At 66.4% G+C, this 22,278-nt stretch carries 21 protein-coding genes; 13 read left to right on the top strand and 8 right to left on the bottom strand.

Features of this window, described 5'->3' with window-relative positions; all coding sequences use genetic code 11:
• Positions 1 to 88: 88 nt before the first annotated feature.
• On the bottom strand, positions 89 to 367 hold the full coding sequence (locus BG90_RS07805) for an HU family DNA-binding protein (protein WP_010100512.1): 279 nt from the start codon (positions 365 to 367) through the stop codon (positions 89 to 91).
• Between the two features lie 390 nt (positions 368 to 757).
• Between BG90_RS07805 and mnmC the strand changes: the two genes are divergently transcribed.
• The 3 genes from mnmC to BG90_RS07820 all read left to right on the top strand — a co-directional run bounded on the left by mnmC (position 758) and on the right by BG90_RS07820 (position 5,839).
• Entirely contained in the window at positions 758 to 2,722 is a 1,965-nt protein-coding gene (mnmC, locus tag BG90_RS07810) for a bifunctional tRNA (5-methylaminomethyl-2-thiouridine)(34)-methyltransferase MnmC2/FAD-dependent 5-carboxymethylaminomethyl-2-thiouridine(34) oxidoreductase MnmC1 (RefSeq protein ID WP_025990059.1), read from the top strand.
• A gap of 742 nt (positions 2,723 to 3,464) precedes the next feature.
• A complete protein-coding gene (locus tag BG90_RS07815; protein WP_010117559.1) occupies positions 3,465 to 4,679 on the top strand; it encodes a cation:proton antiporter in 1,215 nt (404 codons plus the stop codon).
• A 44-nt stretch (positions 4,680 to 4,723) separates the two neighbouring features.
• Positions 4,724 to 5,839 (top strand): YbdK family carboxylate-amine ligase, encoded by a 1,116-nt coding sequence (locus BG90_RS07820; RefSeq protein WP_010117558.1) that lies wholly within the window; start codon positions 4,724 to 4,726, stop codon positions 5,837 to 5,839.
• A gap of 297 nt (positions 5,840 to 6,136) precedes the next feature.
• Here the strand turns inward: BG90_RS07820 and BG90_RS32150 are convergent, their stop codons facing one another.
• Positions 6,137 to 6,400, bottom strand: a complete 264-nt coding sequence (locus BG90_RS32150; RefSeq protein WP_010117557.1) for a hypothetical protein — start codon at positions 6,398 to 6,400, stop codon at positions 6,137 to 6,139.
• Between BG90_RS32150 and BG90_RS07825 the strand changes: the two genes are divergently transcribed.
• From BG90_RS07825 to BG90_RS07840, 4 genes are all read left to right on the top strand, one after another.
• Positions 6,353 to 6,994: a MarR family winged helix-turn-helix transcriptional regulator gene (locus BG90_RS07825; RefSeq protein WP_010117556.1), complete on the top strand. Its 642-nt coding sequence runs from the start codon at positions 6,353 to 6,355 to the stop codon at positions 6,992 to 6,994. The genes BG90_RS32150 and BG90_RS07825 overlap by 48 nt on opposite strands.
• A 39-nt stretch (positions 6,995 to 7,033) precedes the next feature.
• Positions 7,034 to 7,741: a glutamine amidotransferase gene (locus BG90_RS07830; RefSeq protein WP_010117555.1), complete on the top strand. Its 708-nt coding sequence runs from the start codon at positions 7,034 to 7,036 to the stop codon at positions 7,739 to 7,741.
• 174 nt (positions 7,742 to 7,915) lie between these two features.
• Entirely contained in the window at positions 7,916 to 9,028 is a 1,113-nt protein-coding gene (locus BG90_RS07835; RefSeq protein WP_010117552.1) for an NADH:flavin oxidoreductase/NADH oxidase, read from the top strand.
• A 297-nt stretch (positions 9,029 to 9,325) separates the two neighbouring features.
• Positions 9,326 to 9,838: an SET domain-containing protein gene (locus tag BG90_RS07840; protein WP_025990058.1), complete on the top strand. Its 513-nt coding sequence runs from the start codon at positions 9,326 to 9,328 to the stop codon at positions 9,836 to 9,838.
• Between the two features lie 374 nt (positions 9,839 to 10,212).
• Here BG90_RS07840 and BG90_RS07845 read toward each other — a convergent pair whose 3' ends face one another.
• A complete protein-coding gene (locus tag BG90_RS07845) occupies positions 10,213 to 11,679 on the bottom strand; it encodes a sensor histidine kinase (RefSeq protein ID WP_010117548.1) in 1,467 nt (488 codons plus the stop codon).
• Positions 11,680 to 11,794: 115 nt separating this feature from the next.
• Complete coding sequence (locus BG90_RS07850) at positions 11,795 to 12,487, bottom strand: response regulator transcription factor (protein ID WP_004195796.1); 693 nt, start codon at positions 12,485 to 12,487, stop codon at positions 11,795 to 11,797.
• 120 nt (positions 12,488 to 12,607) lie between these two features.
• Between BG90_RS07850 and BG90_RS31005 the strand changes: the two genes are divergently transcribed.
• Positions 12,608 to 12,838 carry a DUF3717 domain-containing protein gene (locus BG90_RS31005; RefSeq protein ID WP_010107253.1) on the top strand — a complete coding sequence of 77 codons (231 nt, stop codon included), beginning with the start codon at positions 12,608 to 12,610 and terminating at the stop codon, positions 12,836 to 12,838.
• Positions 12,839 to 12,920: 82 nt separating this feature from the next.
• Here BG90_RS31005 and BG90_RS07855 read toward each other — a convergent pair whose 3' ends face one another.
• Both BG90_RS07855 and phhA read right to left on the bottom strand, forming a co-directional pair.
• Positions 12,921 to 13,226, bottom strand: a complete 306-nt coding sequence (locus BG90_RS07855; RefSeq protein WP_010107252.1) for a 4a-hydroxytetrahydrobiopterin dehydratase — start codon at positions 13,224 to 13,226, stop codon at positions 12,921 to 12,923.
• Positions 13,227 to 13,309: 83 nt separating this feature from the next.
• Positions 13,310 to 14,203 carry a phenylalanine 4-monooxygenase gene (gene phhA / locus BG90_RS07860; protein WP_010117546.1) on the bottom strand — a complete coding sequence of 298 codons (894 nt, stop codon included), beginning with the start codon at positions 14,201 to 14,203 and terminating at the stop codon, positions 13,310 to 13,312.
• A 140-nt stretch (positions 14,204 to 14,343) separates the two neighbouring features.
• Here phhA and BG90_RS07865 point away from each other — a divergent pair, with 140 nt between their 5' ends.
• On the top strand, positions 14,344 to 14,835 hold the full coding sequence (locus BG90_RS07865; protein ID WP_010107250.1) for an Lrp/AsnC family transcriptional regulator: 492 nt from the start codon (positions 14,344 to 14,346) through the stop codon (positions 14,833 to 14,835).
• 63 nt (positions 14,836 to 14,898) lie between these two features.
• Here the strand turns inward: BG90_RS07865 and BG90_RS07870 are convergent, their stop codons facing one another.
• Both BG90_RS07870 and BG90_RS07875 read right to left on the bottom strand, forming a co-directional pair.
• Positions 14,899 to 15,429: a class IV adenylate cyclase gene (locus tag BG90_RS07870; RefSeq protein ID WP_010107249.1), complete on the bottom strand. Its 531-nt coding sequence runs from the start codon at positions 15,427 to 15,429 to the stop codon at positions 14,899 to 14,901.
• Between the two features lie 358 nt (positions 15,430 to 15,787).
• Positions 15,788 to 16,687: a LysR family transcriptional regulator gene (locus BG90_RS07875; RefSeq protein ID WP_010107248.1), complete on the bottom strand. Its 900-nt coding sequence runs from the start codon at positions 16,685 to 16,687 to the stop codon at positions 15,788 to 15,790.
• 147 nt (positions 16,688 to 16,834) lie between these two features.
• Between BG90_RS07875 and BG90_RS07880 the strand changes: the two genes are divergently transcribed.
• The 4 genes from BG90_RS07880 to BG90_RS07895 all read left to right on the top strand — a co-directional run bounded on the left by BG90_RS07880 (position 16,835) and on the right by BG90_RS07895 (position 22,246).
• On the top strand, positions 16,835 to 18,358 hold the full coding sequence (locus BG90_RS07880; protein ID WP_010107246.1) for a CoA-acylating methylmalonate-semialdehyde dehydrogenase: 1,524 nt from the start codon (positions 16,835 to 16,837) through the stop codon (positions 18,356 to 18,358).
• Between the two features lie 171 nt (positions 18,359 to 18,529).
• Positions 18,530 to 20,215, top strand: a complete 1,686-nt coding sequence (locus tag BG90_RS07885) for a GMC family oxidoreductase (protein ID WP_010117544.1) — start codon at positions 18,530 to 18,532, stop codon at positions 20,213 to 20,215.
• Between the two features lie 499 nt (positions 20,216 to 20,714).
• Positions 20,715 to 21,494 carry an ABC transporter ATP-binding protein gene (locus BG90_RS07890; RefSeq protein ID WP_010107243.1) on the top strand — a complete coding sequence of 260 codons (780 nt, stop codon included), beginning with the start codon at positions 20,715 to 20,717 and terminating at the stop codon, positions 21,492 to 21,494.
• Positions 21,491 to 22,246: an ABC transporter ATP-binding protein gene (locus BG90_RS07895; protein ID WP_010107242.1), complete on the top strand. Its 756-nt coding sequence runs from the start codon at positions 21,491 to 21,493 to the stop codon at positions 22,244 to 22,246. The genes BG90_RS07890 and BG90_RS07895 overlap by 4 nt, the downstream gene beginning before the upstream one ends.
• The last annotated feature ends 32 nt before the right edge of the window (positions 22,247 to 22,278 follow it).

The raw sequence follows: 22,278 nt of genomic DNA on the forward strand, positions 1-22,278 counted from the left end.
AAAAGACCATGCGGCGTGGCGAAAAAGCCGCGCCGAAAAGAAAAAACCCGCTGGCACCAGCGGGTTTTTCGTTCGCGAACAGCTCGTCTCAGCGCTTGTTCACTGCGTCCTTGAACGCCTTGCCAGCCGTGAACTTGACCGTCTTGGCTGCCGGGATCTTGATGGTCTCGCCCGTCTTGGGGTTGCGGCCCGTGCGCGCTGCGCGCTTGCCCGAACCGAAGCTACCGAAGCCGATCAGTTGAACTGAGTCGCCTTTCGACACAGACTTCTTGATCACTTCGAGGAGCGTGTCCAGCGTTTCGCCGGTTTGAGCCTTGCTGGCGCCCGTCTGGGCGGCGACGGCGTCGATCAGTTCCTGTTTGTTCATTAAGGTTCCTTTCCAGGTTAGGTTGACACGAACAGCGCGAACGCGCCGATTATACGTGCGCGAACCGTGCCGTCTATAGTGTGTGGCGACGGCACGGCGCAATGTATTGCGCCGCGCAACGCACCGCCGGGTTTGCCTCCTGGCAGCTCCGCGATACGGCGCTTGCTATGATAGCGCAGCGCAAACCCAATAACGACAAGGGTTTCAAAGATTTTCGAGCGAATTTTGTCGAGTTAGATGCCTCGCGCGCGGTTTCCGAGCCGCGCGTTCCGGCTTCGCCGCGGCTCGTCCGAGGCTGACGCACCGTTCCGTTGGATTTTGCCAACGCCAGGCGGGACGGGGCTCGCGCGGCGGTTCGTCGCAATTTCGCCGCCTTCTTTTTTGTTTCGCATGCCCGATCGAATCGTTCCGGCGACGCTCGTCTTCCGCGAAGACGGCACCGTCGTCTCGCCCCTCTACGGCGACATCTACCATAGCGCAGCAGGCGCGCTGGCCCAGGCCGACCACGTGTTCATCCGCGGCAACGGCCTGCCACGGCGCTGGCGGCACAAGCGAACTTTCACGATCGTCGAGACGGGTTTCGGCATCGGCTGCAACTTTCTCGCGACATGGGCTGCATGGCGCGCCGATCCGTCGCACGGCGAGCGGCTTCACTTCGTGTCGGTCGAAAAGCACCCGTTCGCGCGCGACGATCTGCGTCGCGCTGCCGCGCATATCGTTGCATATACAACTATTGAGCCGCTCGTCGACGAACTCGCGAACGCATGGCCCGCGATGACGCCGGGCGTCCACCGTCTCGAATTCGACGACGGCCGCGTGACGCTCACGCTCGTGTTCGGCGATGCGCTCGACGTGCTGCCGAATCTCGTGCTGCGCGCAAACGCGTTCTATCTCGACGGCTTCGCGCCGTCGAAAAACGCGGACATGTGGTCGCCTGCGATCTTCAAGTCGCTCGCGAAGCTCGCCGACGAGCATGCGACGTTCGCGACCTACACGAGCGCGGGCACCGTCAAGCGTGCGCTCGACGAAGCGGGTTTCACGCATCGGAAAATCGAAGGCTTCGCCGGCAAGCGCGCGATGCTCGTCGGTGAATTCGCGCCGCGCTGGCGCGTGCGGCGCCATGAGCCGCCGCGCGCGCGCGCCGTCGGGACGCGCGATGCGCTCGTGATCGGCGCAGGGCTCGCCGGCTGCGCCGTCGTCGAGCGGCTCGCCACGCGCGGCTGGCACGTGACGCTGATCGAGCGACGCGCGGAGATCGCGAGCGAAGCATCCGGCAATCCCGCCGGCGTGTTCCACCCGATGATCGCGCGCGACGACAATCTCGCGGCCCGTCTGTCGCGCGCCGGCTTCCTTCACGCGCTGAACCGCTGGCGCGCGCTCGAGCGCGCAGGCCACGCGTTTGCGCGCAGCACGCAAGGTCTCGTGCAGCTCGCGACATCGGACGACGAGTTCGAGCGGATGCGCGAGAGCATCGAGGCGCTCGGCGTGCCGGCCGAGCTCGCGTCGACGCTGTCGCGCGACGAAGCACGAGCGCTGTTGCGAACGGACGTCGCATACGGCGGATGGCTGTTCCCGCAAGGCGGCTCGATCAGCCCTGCCGCGCTCGCGGCCGCGCAATGCGCGGCGGCCGGCGAAAAGCTCACGCGCATCGTCGGCGTCGAAGTCGCGCGGCTCGAGCGCGGCGACGACGGCCGCTGGCGCGCGCTCGACGCATCGGGCGCGACGCTTGCGCAGGCGAGCGTCGTCGTCGTCGCGAACGCGGCCGATGCCGCGCGCATCGCCGGCCTGCGGCATGCGCCGACGCAGCGCGTGCGCGGCCAGCTCACGCTGCTGCCACCGGGCAGCGCGCCGGACGTGCCGGTGCCCGTGATCGGCGACGGCTACGTCGTGCCGCTTGCCGGCGGCGTCACGCTGACGGGCGCGACTTACGAGCCGGACGATACGGGCACGACACTGCGCGAAGCGGGCCATCGCGAAAACCTCGTCCGGCTCGAACGGCTGCTGCCTGAATTTTCTGCGGCCTCGCTCGACGCGAGCACGCTGACGGGCCGCGTCGGCTTTCGCTGCGTCGCGAGCGACCGGTTGCCGCTCGTCGGCGAACTCGGCGACGAGGCGGCGGCCGCTCGCGATGCGGCGGCGCTGACGGGCGCCAGGCTGCGCGACGTGCCGCGCGCGGCGAGCCTGTACGGCGCATTCGGCTACGGTTCGCGCGGGCTCGTCTGGGCGGCGCTCGGCGCGGAGCTGATCGCCGCGCAGATCGAAGGGGAGCCGTGGCCGCTCGAACGCGAACTGGCCGAAGCGATCGACCCGGCCCGCTTCCTCGTCCGCGCACTGCGGCACGGGCGCGTCGACTGACTCGCTCGGCCGACTCACTATCTGGGCAACGGCGCCCCTCCTTTCTTGCGCGTCGCCGCTCCGTTCTCGAACCCGACGCAGACGCCGCACACAGAGTCGCCGCGCGGTTATCCACCCGGCCCTGTGGATAACCGCGCGAATTCCTAGCGCAATCACTGTGCAATCGATGTGGACGTAAACGGGGCAACTTCGCACAGCCGCACAGAGTCGAAAAAATTGCTCATCGAAACCCTGTGCGGGCAAACAGGCTGTACATCCGGTTATGCGGCGCGCAAGTCCATGATCCATCGGCGTAAACGCCGGTTATCCACAGAAAATCGGCTGCTTTGTTAACTTCTACTATGTATGTATACAGGTTTACCTCGAAGTAAACGGGCTAGCCCTGGCGATCGGCCAACCCGTTGCCCAAATTCGGTCCGGTCCGGAATAGCTGTGGCACAATCGGTCTCCTTCACGCATGTCACGGCGCTGCGCCACGCTTGCATCAACGGAACGGTCGGCTCGAATTCGAATCTGAGGATTTGAGATCGCGCTGTCCATTCACACACGCCAGGCCGACCCCAGATCGGCCGCAAGCCCGACTGACCGTCGCACCCTTTTCGGCGACGCGGGCTTACCCCATGTCCTACTGGTCGTACAGAACAACGAACGACGGGGCAACCACTCATCCAGCGCGCATCATTCGCTCGACTCGCTCGATCCGCGTCGCCGGAGGTTGCCTTCCAAAGGAGAAGTCACCACGATGAAGTCAGCGTTCTCGTTTCTACCCAACTGGCCCCTCGTCCCGGATGCGATTTTTTGGGCCGGCTTCGCACTCTTTGCCGCGGGTCTCTGCGGCGAGCTCTGCTATCGCGCGTGGCGCCTGCCGCGGATCACCGGCTATGCGGTGATCGGGCTTATCGCCGGCTCGTTCGGCTTCGGCGTGATCGACGCGAGCACCGACGACACGTCGCGGCTCCTCGTGAACGTCGCGCTCGGTCTGCTGCTGTTCGAGCTCGGCAGCCGGCTCGACTTGCGCTGGATCCGCCGCAATCCGTGGCTCATCGCGTCGAGTCTCGCCGAGGCGACGCTCACGTTCGTGCTCGTGCTCGCGGTGCTGCTGCTGCTCAAGGTGCCGGGAATGATCGCGCTCGTGCTCGCGGCGATCGCGATCTCGACGTCGCCCGCGATGGTGATCCAGTTGAAGACGGAATTGCGCGCGGAAGGGCAGGTGTCGCAGCGGCTCATCACGTTGTCGGCGCTGAACAGCGTCTACGCGGTCGTGCTGACGAAGCTCGTCACGAGCTGGCTGCATCAGGAAGCGTACGGCAACGTGTTCGCGACGATCCTGCAGCCGATCTATCTGCTCGCCGGCTCGTTCATCGTCGCGTATCTGTTCGCTCGCGCATGCAATTATCTGTTCAGGCATGTCGCCTCGACGATGCGCGACGAGCATTCGTTCGTCGCGCTGTTCGGCCTCGTCGTGCTCGCGATCGCGGTCGCGCAGGTGCTCAAGTTGTCGACGATGCTCACGCTCCTGCTCGCCGGCATCATCGTGAAGAATCTCGAAGCGCGCCCGCAGTTGTGGCCCGAGCATTTCGGCACCGCCGGGTGGCTGCTCACCGTGATTCTGTTCGTGCTGACGCTCACGTCGTTCGCCTCGCAGGACATCGTCGCGGGTGGACTCATCGCGGGCGCGCTGATTGCGACGCGCTTCGTCGCGAAGCTCGTCGGCGTGCTCGCGTTCGCGAAGCCGAGCGGCCTCGGCGTGAAGCAGGGCGTCGCGCTCGGCTTCTCGCTCGTGCCGATGTCGGCGCTCGCGTATCTGCTCGTCGACGACACCTACCAGCTTTACCCGAATTTCGATCCGCGCCTGCGCGCGGTCATCATGTGCTCGATCGTCGTGCTGCAGTTGATCGGGCCGCTCATCGTCTATCGTAGCCTGTCGGCCGTCGGCGAACGGCGCGACGCCAGTTGATCCGCGCGTCCGACGCTTCCCGCCCCGTTATCCGGAACCACGCCATGGCACTCGAAACCTTCGTCAACTCCGAACCGTTCACGTTCGGCATCGAGCTCGAAATCCAGATCGTCAATACTCACAACTACGATCTGACGAAAGCGTCGTCCGATTTGATGCGGCTCATCAAGGATGCAAAATTTCCCGGCAACATCACGCCGGAGATCACCGAAAGCATGATCGAGCTGTCGACCGGCATATGCAGGACGCACGATCAGGCGTTGGGCGAACTGCACGCGATCCGCGACACGCTCGTCAGCGCGGCCGACCAGCTGAACGTCGGTCTCTGCGGCGGCGGCACGCACGCGTTCCAGCAATGGAGCGAGCGGCAGATTTTCGATGCGCCGCGCTTCCAGTACATCTCCGAGCTGTACGGCTATCTCGCGAAGCAGTTCACGGTGTTCGGCCAGCACGTGCACATCGGTTGTCCGGACGCCGACAGCGCGCTGTTCCTGCTGCACTCGATGTCGCGCTTCATCCCGCATTTCATCGCGCTGTCGGCGTCGTCGCCGTACGTGCAGAACGTCGACACCGGCTTTCATTCGGCACGCCTCAATTCCGTGTTCGCGTTCCCGCTGTCGGGCCGCGCGCCGTTCGTGCTCACCTGGAACGGCTTCGAGGAGTACTTCACGAAGATGGTGAACACGGGCGTCGTCAACAGCATGAAGGACTTCTACTGGGACATCCGTCCGAAACCCGGCTACGGAACGATCGAAGTGCGCGTGATGGACACGCCGCTGTCGGTCGATCGCGCGGCCGCGATCGCGTGCTACATCCAGACGCTCGCGCGCTACCTGCTGATCGATCGACCGCTCAAGCTGTCGGAGGACGACTACCTCGTCTACACGTTCAACCGTTTCGAGGCATGCCGCTTCGGACTCGAGGGCACCTGCGTGAATCCGCAGACGGGCGAGCGCCGGACGATCGCCGAGGACATCCTCGACACGCTCGACCGCATTGCGCCGCATGCGGCAGCACTCGGCTCGCGCGCGGCGCTCGACGAGATCGGCGCGCTCGCGAAGGCGCGCGTCAACGACGCGTCGTGGCTCCGGACGATCTTCAAGCAGGAAAAATCGCTGAACGAAACTGTGCGCCAGCAGTGTCTGCGCTGGCGGGAATGAAAAATAGTTTTTCAAATCGTCGCATCCGACGAGAACGGGTTTAGGTTTACCCCAACGTATACGTATGTAAACGTAGTAGTAGTTAACAAGCCCCCGCCGATTCTGTGGATAACTTGATATTTCGCCGCAAAGTCAAAGACCTGTGACATTGACAACGACGCGAATCGAGTAGGAATTTCGGCGGACGGCTCGGGACGGAAAATTTTTCGGCGAGCCTGTGCGGCAGGTTGTCAAGAAACGACACACAGTTCGTTCCTGTGTTTATTCAGTCGTTATCCACAGGTTTGGTGGGATAACTTAGCTGTACGATTTTCCGCTCTCGCTTAGAATGTCGGCTTCGCGGTGGTCGGCGCCGACGGGGGTGCTGAAACCGCGTGCAGGTTCGCGGCGTGTGCCTCGCGGCGAACATGTCGGACGCGCTCGTCCGGGTGCGCCCTTTTGAGACAGAGATCGAGACCTGATCTCCCCACAAACGGCCGCCTTCAAAAGACGGCCGGCAACAGCGAAAAGACTATGAGCGAAGGTGTTTACGGGAATCAGGCTGCGGGGCGAGTGACCCACAGCCTGTTGCGGTTGAGCACGGCTATGCGGAGCCAGGCATGGGATTGGGCGGAAGGCGCGGGGTTGACGCCGACGCAGGGTGAAATCCTCGTGCTGCTGCTTCAACGCAAGGGGCCGATGCGGCTGGGCGAGATTGCGCGCGAAACGCAATTGACCGCGGCAACGACGAGCGATGCGGTGAGCACGCTCGAGCACAAGGGGCTCGTCGAGAAGCGTCGCGCGCTCGACGACGGTCGCGCGCTCGCGGTGCGCTTGAGCGCGCGCGGCCGCACGGCGGCGAAGAAGGCGCTGCAGTGGCCGGACTTCCTGTCGAAGGCGGTCGGCACGCTCGGCAGCGACGAGCAGGGCGTGCTGTATCGCGCGCTGCTGAAGACGCTGCGCGAGCTGCAGGTCAAGGGCGACATTCCGCCGCACCGGATGTGCGTGACGTGCAAGCACTTCCAGCCGGGCAAGGCGGTGCGCAAGCCGACCTACCGTTGTTCGTTGCTCGACCTGACGATGGCGGACAGCGACCTGCGTCTCGACTGCGCGGTGCACGAGGAAGCGGACGCCCTGACGCAGAAGAAGACCTGGAAACTCTTCGCGCAGGCGTAATGCGCGTCGAGCGGGGGCTCGGACGAGCCGGAGGCGCCGATGAACGCTGAAGCCGTTGCGATTCGCCACGTGCATTTCGAGGACCTCGGGAGTTTCGAGCAGGTGCTCGGCGAACGCGGGCGGCGCGTGCGCTATGTCGACGTCGGCGGTTCTCGCGTCGAGGCGCTCGACGCGCTTGCGCCGTCGCTGCTCGTCGTGCTCGGCGGGCCGATCGGCGCGTACGACGACGAGCTGTATCCGACGACGGCGCTGCTCGCGGCGCTCGTCGGCAAGCGGATCGAAGCCGGCTTGCCGACGCTCGGCGTTTGCCTCGGCTCGCAGCTGATCGCGCGTGCGCTCGGCGCGCGCGTGTATCCGGCGGCGAAGGAGCTCGGCTGGATGCCGCTCACGCTGACGGAGGCGGGGCGCGCGTCGCCGCTGCGGCACGTCGACGGTGCGATCACGTCGATGATGCACTGGCACGGCGACACGTTCGACTTGCCTGCGGGCGCGATCCATCTCGCGTCGACGCCGGTGTGCCGCAACCAGGCCTTCTCGTGGGGCACGCACGTGCTCGCGCTCCAATGCCATCCGGAGATTCGCGCGGACCGCTTCGAGCCCTGGCTGATCGGCCATGCGGGCGAGATCGCGGCGACGCCCGGGATCGACGCGAAACGATTGCGCGAGCAGACCGCGCAGCTCGGTCCGACGCTCGAATGCGCCGCGCGCAAGATGTTCGGCGAGTGGCTCGATTCGGTCGGGCTGTAGCGGCGCCGGTCGGCTTCGGCCGCGTTCGTCCGAAACGAAAACGGTTCCAGGCTCGTCGCCGAGCCCGGCGCCGTTTCCATTTGCGCTTCATTGCGTGAGTCGTCGCGCTCGCGGCAAGCCTGTGCGCCGCGTGCTAACCTCGGTCGCTCGACTTCCTTCGCGAGAGCGGCTGCCATGAGTGCGTTGTTTTCTCCGTTCACGCTGCGCGGCGTGACGCTTCCCAATCGCATCGTGATTTCGCCGATGTGCCAGTACTCCGCCGAAAACGGCGAGGCGCGCGCATGGCACCTGATCCATCTCGGCCATCTCGCGCTGTCGGGCGCGGGACTTCTCTGTATCGAGGCGACGGCGGTCGAGCCCGACGGCCGCATTTCGTCCGGGGACCTCGGCTTGTGGGACGACGCGACCGAAGCCGCGCTCGAACCCGTGCTCGCCGCGATCCGCAAGCATTCGCCGATTCGCGTCGCGATGCAGCTTTCGCACGCGGGCCGCAAGGCGTCGAGCGACGTGCCGTGGAACGGCGGGCAACTGATCCCGGTCGACAAGGGCGGCTGGCAGCCGTCCGCGCCGTCCGCGGTCCCTCATCGGGAAAACGAACCGTCGCCGCTCGCGCTCGACGCGGCCGGGCTCGAGCGCATCCGTCAGGCGTTCGTCGAATCGTCGAAGCGGGCGGCGCGTCTCCGCATCGACGCGCTCGAAGTCCACGCGGCGCACGGCTATCTGCTGCATCAATTCCTGTCGCCGCTGGCGAATCGCCGCACCGACGCGTACGGTGGCTCGCTCGAGAACCGGATGCGCTTTCCGCTCGAAGTATTCGACGCGGTGCGCGCGGCGTTTCCGGACGATCGTCCGGTCGGCGTGCGGGTGTCCGCGACCGACTGGGTGCCGGGCGGCTGGGAGCTCGACGGTACGATCGCGTTCGCGCACGAGCTGAAGCGGCGCGGCTGCGACTGGATCGACGTGTCGTCTGGCGGCGTGTCGCCGCTGCAGAAAATTCCGCTGTCGCCCGGCTATCAGGTGCCGTTCGCGCAGGCGGTCAAGCGCGCGGTCGACATGCCGACGGTCGCCGTCGGCCTCATCTCCGATCCCGAGCACGCGAATCGCTTGATCGAAGCGGGCGATGCGGATTTCGTCGCGATGGCGCGCGCGATGCTCTACGATCCGCGCTGGCCGTGGCACGCGGCCGCGAAGCTCGGCGCGACGGTCAGTGCGCCGCCGCAGTATTGGCGCTCGCAGCCGCGCGAGCACAAGGCGCTGTTCGGCGACGTGTCGTTCGGTCAGCGTTGAGCGGCGCGTGTGCGTCGCATATGCGACGCGTGGCGGATGAGCGGCGGGCGATCGGCGCTCGCGCCGAACCGGTCGCCGATTCGATCGACGTCGCGTGGTTTCGTGCGATTTCGTGCATCGAGCGGCCGTTCGATGTTGAACGAAGCAATCCCTAACGTGTAGGATTCGGGTGATTCGCACTCGGCCGGCACACGGCATGCAATGCCGCTTGCGCCGCGATCGACGAAGCGGTGCGCGCAACATGCGATGCGCAGCGCGTTCGTTTCAGTTTCAAGTCGTCTTCAAAGGATTCGTTCGATGAGTTCACGCAGGATCGTGGTGCGCCGTTCGGGCGTTCACGGCAAGGGCGTATTCGCCGCGGTACCGATCAAAGCGGGAGAGCGCGTAGTCGAATACAAGGGCGAGCGGATCTCGTGGAAAGAGGCGCTGCGCCGCCATCCGCACGACCCGGACGATCCGAATCACACGTTCTATTTCGCGCTCGAAGAGGGCGGCGTGATCGACGGCAAGATCGACGGCAACAGCGCACGCTGGATCAATCACTCGTGCGCGCCGAATTGCGAAGCCGAGGAGGTGGACGGACGCGTGTTCATCCACGCGCTGCGCGACATCGGCGAGCAGGAAGAGCTCTTCTACGACTACGGCCTCGTAATCGATGCGCGCCTGACGAAGAAGCTCAAGCGCGAATACGCGTGCCGCTGCGGCGCGGCGACGTGCCGGGGCACGCTGCTTGCGACGTCGGAAGACGACGAAGGCAAGAAAAAGAAGAAGGCGAAGAAGGGCGGCAAGGACAAGAAAAAGAAGAAGTGACGCCGCCGCGGCGATGCGCGATGCCATCGCGCGCACGCCGCGGTTTCGCCGGTTCGAGCGGGCGGACGAATCGAAAAAGGCCGCCCCGATGCTTTCCAATCCCAACTAATCGGCTGCGGCTGCGATCCTTCGCAGGGTCGGCGCGCGTCATTTGCGCCGTGTCGTCGATGAGGCGTTCGTGAACGCATAGCGCAACGTCGCGCGCGAACATCGGTCGGCGCGGCATCGATCGGGCCGCGTTGAGCGGTCGTCATTCGAGAATCTCGGATCGCTGCGCGGACGCGGCGTAAATGGGCAAGCCGTATCGCCCGCCCGCGCACGTCGCTCGTGCGCGGCTCGTGCGGACACAAGCCCGCGCACGAGCCGCCACCGTGTCAGACCGAAGCGGCCGGCGATTCGGACGAATGGGGCGCCGGCGCGGACGGCTTGTCGGCGAGCGGTACCCGCACGACGAAGCGCGAGCCGCCCTCGGGCGCATCCGCGTACGACACGGTGCCGCCGTGCATCGCGATGATGTCGTGAACGATCGCGAGGCCGAGGCCCGCGCCCGTCTCGACGCCGCTGCCGCTTTGCGCGTCGCCGCGGAAGAAGCGCTTGAAGAGGTCCGCCTGCTGCCCCGCCGGCACGCCGGAACCGTTGTCCTCGACGACGATCTCGGCCGCCGCCATGCCGTTGTCGAGCGCGATCTGCGACACGTCCATCGTGATCCGCGCGCCTTGCGGCCGCGCGAGCGGGACGTACTTCAGCGCGTTGTCGAGCAGATTCGCGATCACCTCGCGCAGCAGCACCGGATTGCCGCGCACGACGAGCGGCTCGTCTTCGGCGCGGCCGTCGCCGCGTTGGAAGCCGAGATCGACGTGCGAGGCGAGCGCACGCGGCACCCATTCGGCGCCGGTTTCGAACGCGAGGCCGGCGAGGTCGACGTCGACGAAGCGAGCGGCCTGCTCGCCCGGCTCCGCGCGCGCGAGCGACAGCAACTGATTCGACAGCCGCACCGCGCGGTCAGCCGCCGAGCGCAGCTCGCGCACGGCGGTCAGCGCCTGCTGCGGATCGCGCGCGATGGCCGCCTGCTCCGCGTGCAGCTTGATCGCGGTGAGCGGCGTGCGCAGCTGGTGCGCGGCGTCGGCGATGAACTTGCGCTGCGCGTCGAGCGCGGTCTTCAGGCGACCGAGCAGCGCGTTCATCGCACTCGTGAGCGGCCGGATCTCGAGCGGCACTTCGGTTTCGTCGACGGGCTCGAGCGACGTGTGGGTCTGCCGGTTCAGCGAATCGGCGAGATGCGTGAGCGGGCCGAGCTGCTGATTGACGACGCGCCACACGATCCCCCAGCCGGCGAGCAGCAGCAAGAGGAGCGGCATCATGATCGCGACGAGGAATTCCGCCGCGATCCGGTAGCGGTAGCGCACCGGCTGCGCGACCTCGACGATCATCGGATTGCCGCTTTCCGTCTGCTCGACGCGCACCTGCGCGACCCGCACCGCCTGGTTGTCGTATTCGGCCTCGAACACGTACGCGACGTGCATCCGGCGCACGCTCGCGCCTTGCAGCGGCAGCTTCGGATCGCCGGCGAGCTCGTGCTCGCCGTCGCTGATCCGGTAGATCAGCTGTTCGGTGGGATCGGAGAACATCGCCTGAGCAAGCGGCGGCACCGTGAACGGCGCATCGGGGCCCGCGATCTGGATCTGCTTCGAGATGGCCGACGCGAGATCGGCGAGCGATCGGTCGACGACGTGCTGCGTGTATTGCCACGCAAGCCAGTACGCAATGAGGCCGCTCATCAGCGCGAGCATCGACAGCGGCGCGGCGAGGCGCCGCAGCAGCGTGCGGCGCAGGCTGGTCACAGCCGGATCAAGGGACATCGCGCGAACGAATAGGATAAGCGCCGCTTCGCGAAGCGGCGCGGGTAGGCGCGCGGCGCGCGCGGCGCGCGCGGCCGCAGCGCGCCGCTTCGGACCGTCAGACGCTCGCGGTCTGGCGGATTTCCTGCAACAGGTAGCCGAAGCCGCGCACCGTGACGATCTCGACACGGCACTGCTCGAGCTTCTTGCGGACCCGGTGCACGTAGACTTCGATCGCGGTGTCGCCGAGATCGCCGCCGAAGTGCGTCAGGTGATCCTGCAACTGCGCCTTGCTGACGACGCGGCCGTGGCGAAGCAGCAGCATCTCGAGCACCGCGAATTCGCGCGGCGACAGCTCGAGCGGCTTGTCGTCGTTGAAGATGCGGCGATCGACACCCGACAGGCGCACGCCGCCGAGCGACACTTCCGGACGCGGCATGTCGCTGTGCGGGCCGCTGCGACGCATCACCGCGCGGATCCGCGCTTCGAGTTCGGCGGGCTCGAACGGCTTCAGCATGTAGTCGTCGGCGCCGGAGTTGAGGCCCTGCACGCGATCGTTCAGCTCGTCGCGCGCGGTCAGCACGATGACGGGCGTGTGGCGGTTGGTCTGGCGGAAGCGCGACAGCAGCGTCATGCCGTCGATGCCGGGCAGGCCGAGGTCGAGGATCACGAGTTCGTGGCGGTTTTGCGCGAGCGCCTGCTCGGCAAAGATGCCGTCGTGAACCATGTCGACTGTGAAGCCCGCCTGTTCGAGGCTGCTTTGAATGCCGCGTGCGATGGGGCGGTCGTCTTCGATCAGAAGGAGTCGCATGAGATTCGCTCAAGTACAATGGGTTGGCGGTTCAGGCACGCGGGACAGCACGACGCCGTTTCCACGAAAACGTCGCATGCCCGGCGACAAGCAGGACGGCCAGCAACGAACATCTCGATCATGTCCGATATTTCGATCCACGAACTCGAAGCCGCGATCAATTTCTGGCGGGCCCGCTCGCCGTCGAGCGGCGACGAACTCGAACTCTGCGAAGAGGCTAGCGCGCTTTCCAAACCGTATGCGTTGCTGATTGTACAGCGCCAAAGTGCGCTGCAACTGGAAGGATTGGACCCTAAAGCACGCAACGCATGGGACTCTTACGTTCGACTTAACAACGGCTTGGAAAGCTGAAGGCTTTCGCTTCATTCAGCATAGAAAACGCTTACCGAAAGCGATACGTTGACGATCCGATTTCGAATCTCCATCAGGGTAATTACGCAGCCTTTGCGTGCTTGCCCACTTCCTCGATGAAATGCGCGAGCTTGATGTCGCGCTCGGTGAGACCGTCGGCGTCGTGCGTCGACAGCGTGATGTCGACGCGGTTGTAGACGTTGAACCACTCGGGATGGTGATTCGCTTCCTGGGCCTTGATCGCGACGCGCGTCATGAAACCGAACGCTTCGTTGAAATCGGCGAAGCGAAAACTGCGCTGGATGGCGTCGCGGCCCGGCACGGCCGTCCAGTGAGGCAGGCTTTCGAGTTGCGTCTTGCGTTCTTCCGATGTGAGCTTGTGAATCATTTTCATACCTCGTCCGATAGCGGCGCGGCCGCGCGCCTTCGCGCGGCGAAGTGCCGTATCGGCCATTCTTTCATATTTGTTCGTCAAGCGTCTTCATCGATCGCCCAGCCTTCGCCCGTGCCGCGCGTGAGCACGCGATCGCCGTCGAGCACCGCGCCCGCCGCGTGCTCGGGCGCGTCGGCGAGCCGGGCGGCGAGTGCGCGTGCGTCGACGTGCGCGAGCGCAAAGAGCTGTGCGAAATCGTCGATCACGAAGTAGGTCTTCTGGAACGTGTCGATCCGGTAACGGGTCCGCATCACGCGCTCGAGATCGAAGCCGATCCGGTTCGGCGCCGGGCTCTCGAGGCTGTAGAGCGTCTCGCCCTTGCTCGACACGATGCCCGCGCCGTAGATCCGCAGCCCGTTTTCTGGGCGCGCGTCGCGGATCAGGCCGAATTCGACCGTATACCAATAGAGGCGCGCGAGCAGCGCGAGCGCGCGCGGATCGTCGGCGACGGCAAGCGCCGCGCGACCGTACGCGTGCATGTAGTCGGCGAAGACGGGATCGATCAGGAGCGGCACGTGGCCGAACAGATCGTGGAAGCAGTCCGGCTCCTGCAGGTAGTCGAGCTGGTCCGGTCGACGCATCCACCAGGTGACCGGAAACCGCCGGTTCGCGAGATGCTCGAAGAACACGGCGTCCGGCACGAGGCCCGGCACGGCGACGATCCGCCAGCCGGTCGCGGGCTCGAGCCGACGGTTCACGTCGGCGAACGACGGCACGCGCTCGGGCGACAAGTCGATGCGCGCGAGGCCGCCGACGAACGCGTCGCACGCGCGGCCGCGCAGCAGCGACGCCTGGCGCGTATAGAGCTGCTTCCACACCGCGTGGTCGACTTCGCCGTAGCGGGCGAGCGGTTGATCGATGGTGAAATCGGCACGGGTTTCGAGGCCCGCGTCGAACTGTTCCTTCAGTTTCGCGGTGACGACGGTGGACATGGTGAACGCTTGCTTCGCATCGGTTGGGATGCATGCAAGTGTAGAGCGGGCGGTACGCGGATTGGGCGCAAAGTCGTCGAGTATTCGGTTATAAATGCGATAATCTCGCATCACAACGCAGAATTACGCGGAGAATCTTCATGGTGGAACTCGATCACTTCGATTTGGCGCTGCTCGACGTGCTGCAGCGCTTCGGCCGCGCGACGCACCAGCAACTGGGCGAAGAGGTGCCGTTGTCGCCGTCGCAGATCGGCCGGCGGCTGCAGCGGCTCGAGGCGGCGGGCGTGATCGACGGCTACCGCGTCGTGCTGCGGCCCGAACGGCTCGGGCTCGGCGTCACCGCGTTCACGAGCCTGAAGCTCAAGCATCACGGCGATTCGATCATCGAGCAGTTCCAGCAGCAGATCGACGTGCTGCCCGAGGTGCTCGAATGCCATGCGGTGGTCGGCGATGCCGATTATCTGCTGCGGATCGTTGCGCCGGATCTGAACGCGCTGTCGTCGTTCGTGATGAAGAAGCTGATGCGGGTGCCGGGCGTCGACAGCGTGCGCTCGAACATCGTGCTCACGACGTTCAAGCGCAACGGGCCGCTGCCGCTCGGCCATCTGGCGTCCGGCACGCCCGCTGCGTGACGCGAGGGGCGGGAGGCCGGCGAGCGGGCACCGGCGGCGGCCGGCACGCGGCGCCGACGAATCTCACGCGGCAGGTTCGGCCTGCGCGTTGAGCAGATCGACGTACGCGACCGCGACGAGATCGTCGCTCGGCACGCCGAGCTTCTCGAATACCGCTTGCGCTTCCGCGTGGCCGCCTTCCTCGTCGTCGTCCGGCGCGAGCACGACTTCGAGTTCGACGAAGTCGCCGAGGCCGTCGACGCGGTCGAGATGGATTCGCGTGCGGCCCGCGAGATAGACGTGCCGCTCCTTCGTCACGATGCCGCGGGTCGTCAGCGCGGTCGCGAGGAGCGCGTGCATCGCGTCCGGGTTCGTCACCGGGCTGCGCGTGTAGTACGACGCCTTCGGGCCGTCCTGGTCGTCGCGCTGGTAGAAGATCAGCTCGGCGGGCGTGCCGTCTTCGAAGCGGCGCAGCTTCAGGCGGCCGCGCGGCACGTCGTAGAAGAAATCCTGCTGCCGGTAGAAGAGAGGCGCCTCGGTCGCCAGCTCGGCGGCCCGTTCGCGCAGTTGTTCGAATTCGCGTGCGCGGGCTTTGATCTCGATGTTGCGGGCCATGCGGGCCTCCTGTGAAGAGCGTTTGCGGGTCCGGACGAACCATCCAGCAGCTTCCATTCTATCGGGGCGCGAGCCGCTTTGACGCGACGCGGAAGACAGCGAGCCGCGCGCGGCGGATACGGTTGCGCCGCGGGCGTCTGCGCTGTGCGAGCGGTGCCGGGATGGGCGGGCGCCGACGCGGCATGGCCCGGACGTGGCGGGGCAGCGCGGCGGCCGTCGCCGGTGCGGCATTGAGCCGCAGCCATGCGGTTCGAAGCCGGCACGCATGCGCGAGCGTCGTGCCGTCGCACGCGGCGTCAGCGAGTCATTCGCCAACCCGTGATATCGAAGCCGTCGCGTCGATCGTCATCAGCGGCGCTCATATCGCCCATTGCTCGTCGATGAGGCGCAGCGCGGCGGCGATCGCCGGCTCGTCGCGCCGCTCGGCGAGCGTGACGAACGTGAGCTCGGCGGGCACCGCGACGTGCTCGACGATCGTGAGCGCGTGCGCATGCGCTTCCCTCAGCGCGACCGAGTCGCGCGCGAGCGTCAAGCCGACGCCCGATTTGACGAGATCGAGCATCGACGTCTCCTGATCGACTTCGGCGACCTTGACGGGCTGCACGCCGGCGTCGGCGAAGCGGCGCGACAAGAGCCGCTGGTGCGCGGACGCGGCGGGCGTCCAGATCCACGGCAGCGCGGCGAGCTCGCGCCACGTCCGTGCGCGCTGCACGCGCTCCTTCCAGCCGGCGGGCGCGAGCACGCGATAGCGGAACTGCGTGAGCGTCACCGTGTGGAAGCGCTCGGCGTCGCGCGGATCGTCCTCTTCCGGCCGGCCGATGTAGTAGCCGACGTCGAGCTCGCGCGCGCGGACCTGGTCGAGCACCCAGCCGGACATTCCGTGCCGGAGCGCCGTCTCGATCTGCGGATAGGTCTCGACGAGCCGCTTCAGGAAGCCGCCGAGCCGCAGGAATTCCGGATCGAGGATCGTGCCGATCCGCAGCCGTCCGCGCACTTCGTGCCGCAGCGCGGCGGCCGCGCGCTTCACGTCGGCCGCCGCGTCGAGCGCGCGCTCCGCATGCGGCAGCAGCGCCTGGCCGTCGCGCGTGAGCGCGAGCCCGCGCGACGTGCGCACGAACAGCGCGACGCCGAGCAGGTCCTGCAGATTCTTGATCTGCAGGCTGACGGCGGGCTGCGTCAGATGCAGTTGCGTCGCCGCGCGCGTGAGGTTGCCCTCGCGCGCGACCGCGGCGAACGCGCGGAGCAGAGTCAGGTCCATCGAGCAATATTAGCGCGGCTTATAACGCAATTGAGCATAACTCATTGGATCGCGAACGGGGCTCGCGGGTACGCTTCATCCCCGAAGCGCGCGATTCGCATGCGGCACGCAAGGCGGAAAGCGGCAACGGCAAACACGGAGGACGACATGACCGACACCCACTCGAACGATTCGCGCGTGCGCGCACTGACCCATTTCATCGGCGGCCGCGCGGTCGACGGCGTGAGCGACCGCTACGGCGACGTGTTCGACCCGGCGCTCGGCAAGGTGACGGCGCGCGTGCCGCTCGCGACGGCCGCGGAAGTCGACGCGGCCGTCGCGGCCGCGGCCGAGGCGTTCCCCGCGTGGAGCGAGACGTCTGCGCTCAAGCGCGCCCGCGTGATGTTCAAGTTCAAGGAGCTGCTCGATCGCCATCACGACGAGCTCGCCGAGCTGATCACCCGCGAGCACGGCAAGGTGTTCTCCGACGCGAAGGGCGAAGTGATGCGGGGGATCGAAGTCGTCGAGTTCGCGTGCGGGATTCCGAACCTGCTGAAAACCGACTTCACCGACCAGATCGGCGGCGGCATCGACAACTGGAACCTGCGCCAGCCGCTCGGCGTCGTCGCCGGGATCACGCCGTTCAACTTCCCGATGATGGTGCCGTGCTGGATGTTCCCGGTCGCGATCGCGTGCGGCAATACGTTCGTGCTGAAGCCGTCGGAGCGCGATCCTTCGGCGTCGATCCGGCTCGCCGCGCTGCTGAAGGAAGCGGGGCTGCCCGACGGCGTGTTCAACGTCGTGCACGGCGACAAGACGGCCGTCGACGCGCTGATCGCGCATCCGGACGTCGCCGCGCTGTCGTTCGTCGGCTCGACGCCGATCGCCGAGTACATTCACACGGAAGCCGCGCGGCGCGGCAAGCGCGTGCAGGCGCTGGGCGGCGCGAAGAACCATCTCGTCGTGATGCCGGATGCGAACCTCGATCAGGCGGTCGACGCGCTGGTCGGCGCCGCGTACGGGTCGGCCGGCGAGCGCTGCATGGCGATTTCCGTCGCGGTCGCCGTGGGCGGCGTCGCGGACGCGCTCGTCGAGCGGCTCGCCGAGCGTGCGAAGACACTGAAGATCGGCAACGGGATGGAAGGCGACGTCGAAATGGGGCCGCTTGTGACGGCCGCGCATCGCGCGAAGGTGTCCGCGTACATCGATGCGGGCGTCGCCGCGGGTGCGAAGCTCGTCGTCGACGGGCGCAATCATGTCGTCGAAGGCTGCGAGAATGGTTTCTTCCTCGGCGGCACGCTGTTCGACGACGTCGCGACCGACATGTCGATCTACCGCGAGGAGATCTTCGGACCGGTGCTGGCCGTCGTGCGGGTGCCGGACTTCGCGAGCGCGGTCGAACTCGTCAACGCGCACGAGTTCGCGAACGGCGTGTCGTGCTTCACGTCCGACGGCGGCATCGCGCGCGCGTTCGCGCGGCAGATTCAGGTCGGGATGGTCGGCATCAACGTGCCGATTCCGGTGCCGATGGCGTGGCATTCGTTCGGCGGCTGGAAGCGCTCGCTGTTCGGCGATCACCACGCATACGGCGAGGAGGGCGTGCGCTTCTACACGCGCTACAAGAGCGTGATGCAGCGCTGGCCGGACAGCATCGCGAAGGGCGCGGAGTTCACGATGCCCGTCGCGAAGTGACGCGATCGCAACCGGTGTTTTGACGACGCGGCGCGGCTCCCGAACAGGGGCCGCGCGGTCTATGCTTTAACGGCGCGCATCGACGCTCTGCGCCCGATGCGCGGCCTGCGCCGCGGCGCACGACGGCGGTCCACGCAAGACCGCCGCACCAGAATCGAGGAGACAGAGACGGTGGCTACCGAACGTACGCTCGAAGGCGAATTCGATTATGTGATCGTCGGGGCCGGCACGGCCGGCTGCGTGCTCGCGAACCGGCTCACCGAGGATCCCGGCGTGACCGTGCTGCTGCTCGAAGCCGGCGGCAAGGACGACTATCACTGGATCCACATCCCGGTCGGCTATCTGTATTGCATCGGCAATCCGCGCACCGACTGGCTCTACAAGACCGAGCCCGAAGCCGGGCTGAACGGCCGCGCGCTGTCGTATCCGCGCGGGCGCGTGCTGGGCGGCTCGTCGTCGATCAACGGCATGATCTACATGCGCGGCCAGCGCGGCGATTACGACGATTGGGCGCGCGCGACGGGCGACGACGGCTGGTCGTGGGATGCGGTGCTGCCGATCTTCAAGCGCAGCGAGGATCATCACGCGGGCGCGAGCGACGCGCACGGCGCGGGCGGCATGTGGCGCGTCGAGAAGCAGCGGCTGCGCTGGGAGATCCTGGACGCGTTCGCGCAGGCCGCGCAGCAGACGGGCATTCCGTCGACCGGCGATTTCAACCGGGGCGACAACACGGGCGTCGGTTATTTCGAGGTCAATCAGAAGCGCGGGATTCGCTGGAACGCATCGAAGGCGTTCCTGCGTCCCGCGCTGACGCGGCCGAACCTCACCGTGATCACCGGCGCGCAGGCCGAGCGGCTCGTGTTCGACGGCAAGCGCTGCGCGGGCGTCGAGTATCGCGGCGGCGGCGCGCCCTGCGTCGCGCGTGCGCGCGGCGAAGTGCTGCTCGCGTCGGGCGCCGTGAATTCGCCGCAGTTGCTCGAGCTGTCCGGTATCGGTGACGGCGGCCGGCTGCAGGCGCTCGGCATCGGCGTCGTCGCGGATTTGCGCGGCGTCGGCGAAAACCTTCAGGATCACTTGCAGTTGCGGATGGCGTTTCGGGTGCGCGGCGTGCGCACGCTGAATACGTTGTCCGCGCACTGGTGGGGCAAGCTGATGATCGGCGCGCAATATGCGCTGATGCAGCGCGGGCCGATGTCGATGGCGCCGTCGCAGCTCGGCGCGTTCGCGAAATCGGACCCGAACGATCCGGCGCTCGCGCGGCCCGATCTCGAATATCACGTGCAGCCGCTGTCGCTCGAGCGTTTCGGCGAGCCGCTGCATCGCTTCAACGCGTTCACAGCGTCGGTCTGCCATCTGCGGCCGACGTCGCGCGGCAGCATTCACGCGGGGTCGCCGGACCCGATGCACGCGCCGTCGATCGCGCCGAACTATCTGTCGACCGATTACGATCGCCACGTCGCGGCAAACGCGCTGCGCCTGACGCGCCGGATCGCCGCCGCATCCGCGCTCGCGCGCTATGCGCCTGAAGAAATCCTGCCGGGTGCCCAGTATCTGAGCGAAGAAGAATTGATCGCCGCGGCGGGCGCCGTCGGCACGACCATCTTCCATCCGGTCGGCACGTGCAAGATGGGGCGCGCGGACGATCCGGACGCGGTCGTCGACAGCCGCCTGCGCGTGCGCGGCGTGACGGGGCTGCGGGTCGTCGACGCGTCGGTGATGCCGACGATCACGTCGGGCAATACGAACTCGCCGACGCTGATGATCGCCGAGCGCGCGAGCGACATGATTCGCGCGGATCGTCGCGGCGCGTCGGAGCGCGGCGCGGCTGCGCGCGTCGAAGCCGTGCTGCCGACGTAAAAGTGACACGATCCGTTGAAAGAATCGGCAAAGAATCGAAATAAAAAAACGGCTGAGGGTTAACCCAAAAGCGCAACGAAGCATCTCGCAGGTACTCGATCGCGGCGTTTGTTTCGATTCGTACCGGAACGCGTTTTTTCTTCGAAGATCTTTTCGCCGCGCGTAGAAAAAAATAGGCATGTCATCAGGGTTTGCGTGAGGTCGGAAACGGTTTCGCGCAAGCCGGCAGGCGGCGCGGCGGTGCGCGAACGCATTGATCGCCGCGACAAAAAAGCATGTAAAAAATGCTTATGGCCGTCGCGCCCTATAAGTGCAAATCCCGATGAATGCACTGCACCAACGGCGCGACAATGACACGCAGTCTGAATCTGCGACTTGCGTGAGGAGACCAGCCTCGACGCAATGACATAAAGCTCGGGGGCAGCCTCACATCCGCTGTGCATCGTGGCCGCTTGCGCGAGATCTCCCAGCGCTTCGCCTCACTTCGTAGGAAGGGAACATGATTCTCGGCGACACGATTCTCGAAACACGCGGACTCACGAAGGAATTCAAGGGCTTCACCGCGGTGAACGGCGTGAACCTGCGCGTGCGGCGCGGCTCGATCCATGCGCTGATCGGGCCGAACGGCGCCGGCAAGACCACCTGCTTCAATCTCCTGACTAAATTCCTGAAGCCGACCGCGGGTCAGATCGTCTACAACGGCATCGACATCACCGACGAGCGCCCCGCGCAGATCGCGCGGCGCGGCGTGATTCGTTCGTTCCAGATTTCCGCGGTGTTTCCGCATCTGACGGCGTTGCAGAACGTGCGCATCGGCCTGCAGCGCTCGCTCGGCACCGCTTTCCATTTCTGGCGCAGCGAGCGGTCGCTGAAGCGTCTCGACGATCGCGCGATGGATCTGCTCACGCAGGTCGGCCTCACCGATTTCGCGCACGTGCCGACGGTCGAGCTCGCGTACGGCCGCAAGCGCGCGCTCGAGATCGCGACGACGCTCGCGATGGAGCCGGAGCTGATGCTGCTCGACGAGCCGACGCAGGGGATGGGCCACGAGGACGTCGATCGCGTGACGGCGCTCATCAAGAAGGTTGCGAGCGGCCGCACGATCCTGATGGTCGAGCACAACATGAACGTGATCGCGGGCATCTCCGACACGATCACCGTCCTGCAGCGCGGCGAAGTGCTCGCGGAAGGCACGTACGCGGAGGTGTCGAAGAATCCGCTCGTCGTCGAGGCGTACATGGGCAGCGCCGACGCGGCGCTCGCGGGGGCGCACGCATGAATCACAGCGAACGGGAAGAGCGCGAGTTGAACAATGTCGAAAGCGGTACGCCCGCGCTCGCGCTCGCGGGGCTCGAAGCGTGGTACGGCGAATCGCACATCCTGCACGGCGTCGATCTGACCGTGCACCGAGGCGAGGTCGTCACGCTGCTCGGCCGCAACGGCGCGGGCCGCACGACGACGCTGCGCGCGATCATGGGGCTCACGGGCCGGCGCAGCGGCTCGATCAAGATCGCCGGCCACGAGACCATCGATCTGCCGACGCACAAGATCGCGCATTACGGCGTCGGCTATTGCCCGGAGGAGCGCGGAATCTTCTCGAGCCTGTCGTGCGAGGAGAACCTGCTGCTGCCGCCCGTGCTCGGCGACCGCCGGAGTGCGATGTCGCTCGACGACATCTACGAGATGTTCCCGAACCTCGCGTCGCGCCGCAGCAGCCAGGGCACGCGGCTGTCGGGCGGCGAGCAGCAGATGCTCGCCGTCGCGCGGATCCTGCGCACGGGCGCGAACCTGCTGCTGCTCGACGAGATCTCCGAAGGCCTCGCGCCCGTGATCGTGCAGACGCTCGCGAAGATGATCGTCACGCTGAAGGCGCGCGGCTACACGATCGTGATGGTCGAGCAGAATTTCCGTTTCGCGGCGCCGCTCGCGGATCGCTTCTACGTGATGGAGCACGGCCGCATCGTCGAGCATTTCGGCGCGACCGAGCTCGAGGGGAAGATGCCCGTGCTGCACGATCTGCTCGGCGTCTAGCGCGCCGCTTTGCCGGTCCCCCGATGTGTACA

Source organism: Burkholderia oklahomensis C6786 (assembly GCF_000959365.1).
Classification (GTDB): Bacteria; Pseudomonadota; Gammaproteobacteria; order Burkholderiales; family Burkholderiaceae; genus Burkholderia; species Burkholderia oklahomensis.

Excerpts from the sequence above, each read along its gene's own strand:
- mnmC (WP_025990059.1), top strand. The coding sequence starts at position 758 with ATGCCCGATCGAATCGTTCCGGCGACGCTCGTCTTCCGCGAAGACGGC.
- BG90_RS07805 (WP_010100512.1), bottom strand. The coding sequence starts at position 367 with ATGAACAAACAGGAACTGATCGACGCCGTCGCCGCCCAGACGGGCGCC.
- BG90_RS31005 (WP_010107253.1), top strand. The coding sequence starts at position 12,608 with ATGTCCGATATTTCGATCCACGAACTCGAAGCCGCGATCAATTTCTGG.
- BG90_RS07855 (WP_010107252.1), bottom strand. The coding sequence starts at position 13,226 with ATGATTCACAAGCTCACATCGGAAGAACGCAAGACGCAACTCGAAAGC.
- BG90_RS07875 (WP_010107248.1), bottom strand. The coding sequence starts at position 16,687 with ATGGACCTGACTCTGCTCCGCGCGTTCGCCGCGGTCGCGCGCGAGGGC.
- BG90_RS07835 (WP_010117552.1), top strand. The coding sequence starts at position 7,916 with ATGAGTGCGTTGTTTTCTCCGTTCACGCTGCGCGGCGTGACGCTTCCC.
- BG90_RS07895 (WP_010107242.1), top strand. The coding sequence starts at position 21,491 with ATGAATCACAGCGAACGGGAAGAGCGCGAGTTGAACAATGTCGAAAGC.
- BG90_RS07865 (WP_010107250.1), top strand. The coding sequence starts at position 14,344 with ATGGTGGAACTCGATCACTTCGATTTGGCGCTGCTCGACGTGCTGCAG.
- phhA (WP_010117546.1), bottom strand. The coding sequence starts at position 14,203 with ATGTCCACCGTCGTCACCGCGAAACTGAAGGAACAGTTCGACGCGGGC.
- BG90_RS07840 (WP_025990058.1), top strand. The coding sequence starts at position 9,326 with ATGAGTTCACGCAGGATCGTGGTGCGCCGTTCGGGCGTTCACGGCAAG.
- BG90_RS07870 (WP_010107249.1), bottom strand. The coding sequence starts at position 15,429 with ATGGCCCGCAACATCGAGATCAAAGCCCGCGCACGCGAATTCGAACAA.
- BG90_RS07880 (WP_010107246.1), top strand. The coding sequence starts at position 16,835 with ATGACCGACACCCACTCGAACGATTCGCGCGTGCGCGCACTGACCCAT.
- BG90_RS07890 (WP_010107243.1), top strand. The coding sequence starts at position 20,715 with ATGATTCTCGGCGACACGATTCTCGAAACACGCGGACTCACGAAGGAA.
- BG90_RS07825 (WP_010117556.1), top strand. The coding sequence starts at position 6,353 with ATGAGCGAAGGTGTTTACGGGAATCAGGCTGCGGGGCGAGTGACCCAC.
- BG90_RS07850 (WP_004195796.1), bottom strand. The coding sequence starts at position 12,487 with ATGCGACTCCTTCTGATCGAAGACGACCGCCCCATCGCACGCGGCATT.
- BG90_RS07815 (WP_010117559.1), top strand. The coding sequence starts at position 3,465 with ATGAAGTCAGCGTTCTCGTTTCTACCCAACTGGCCCCTCGTCCCGGAT.
- BG90_RS07830 (WP_010117555.1), top strand. The coding sequence starts at position 7,034 with ATGAACGCTGAAGCCGTTGCGATTCGCCACGTGCATTTCGAGGACCTC.
- BG90_RS07820 (WP_010117558.1), top strand. The coding sequence starts at position 4,724 with ATGGCACTCGAAACCTTCGTCAACTCCGAACCGTTCACGTTCGGCATC.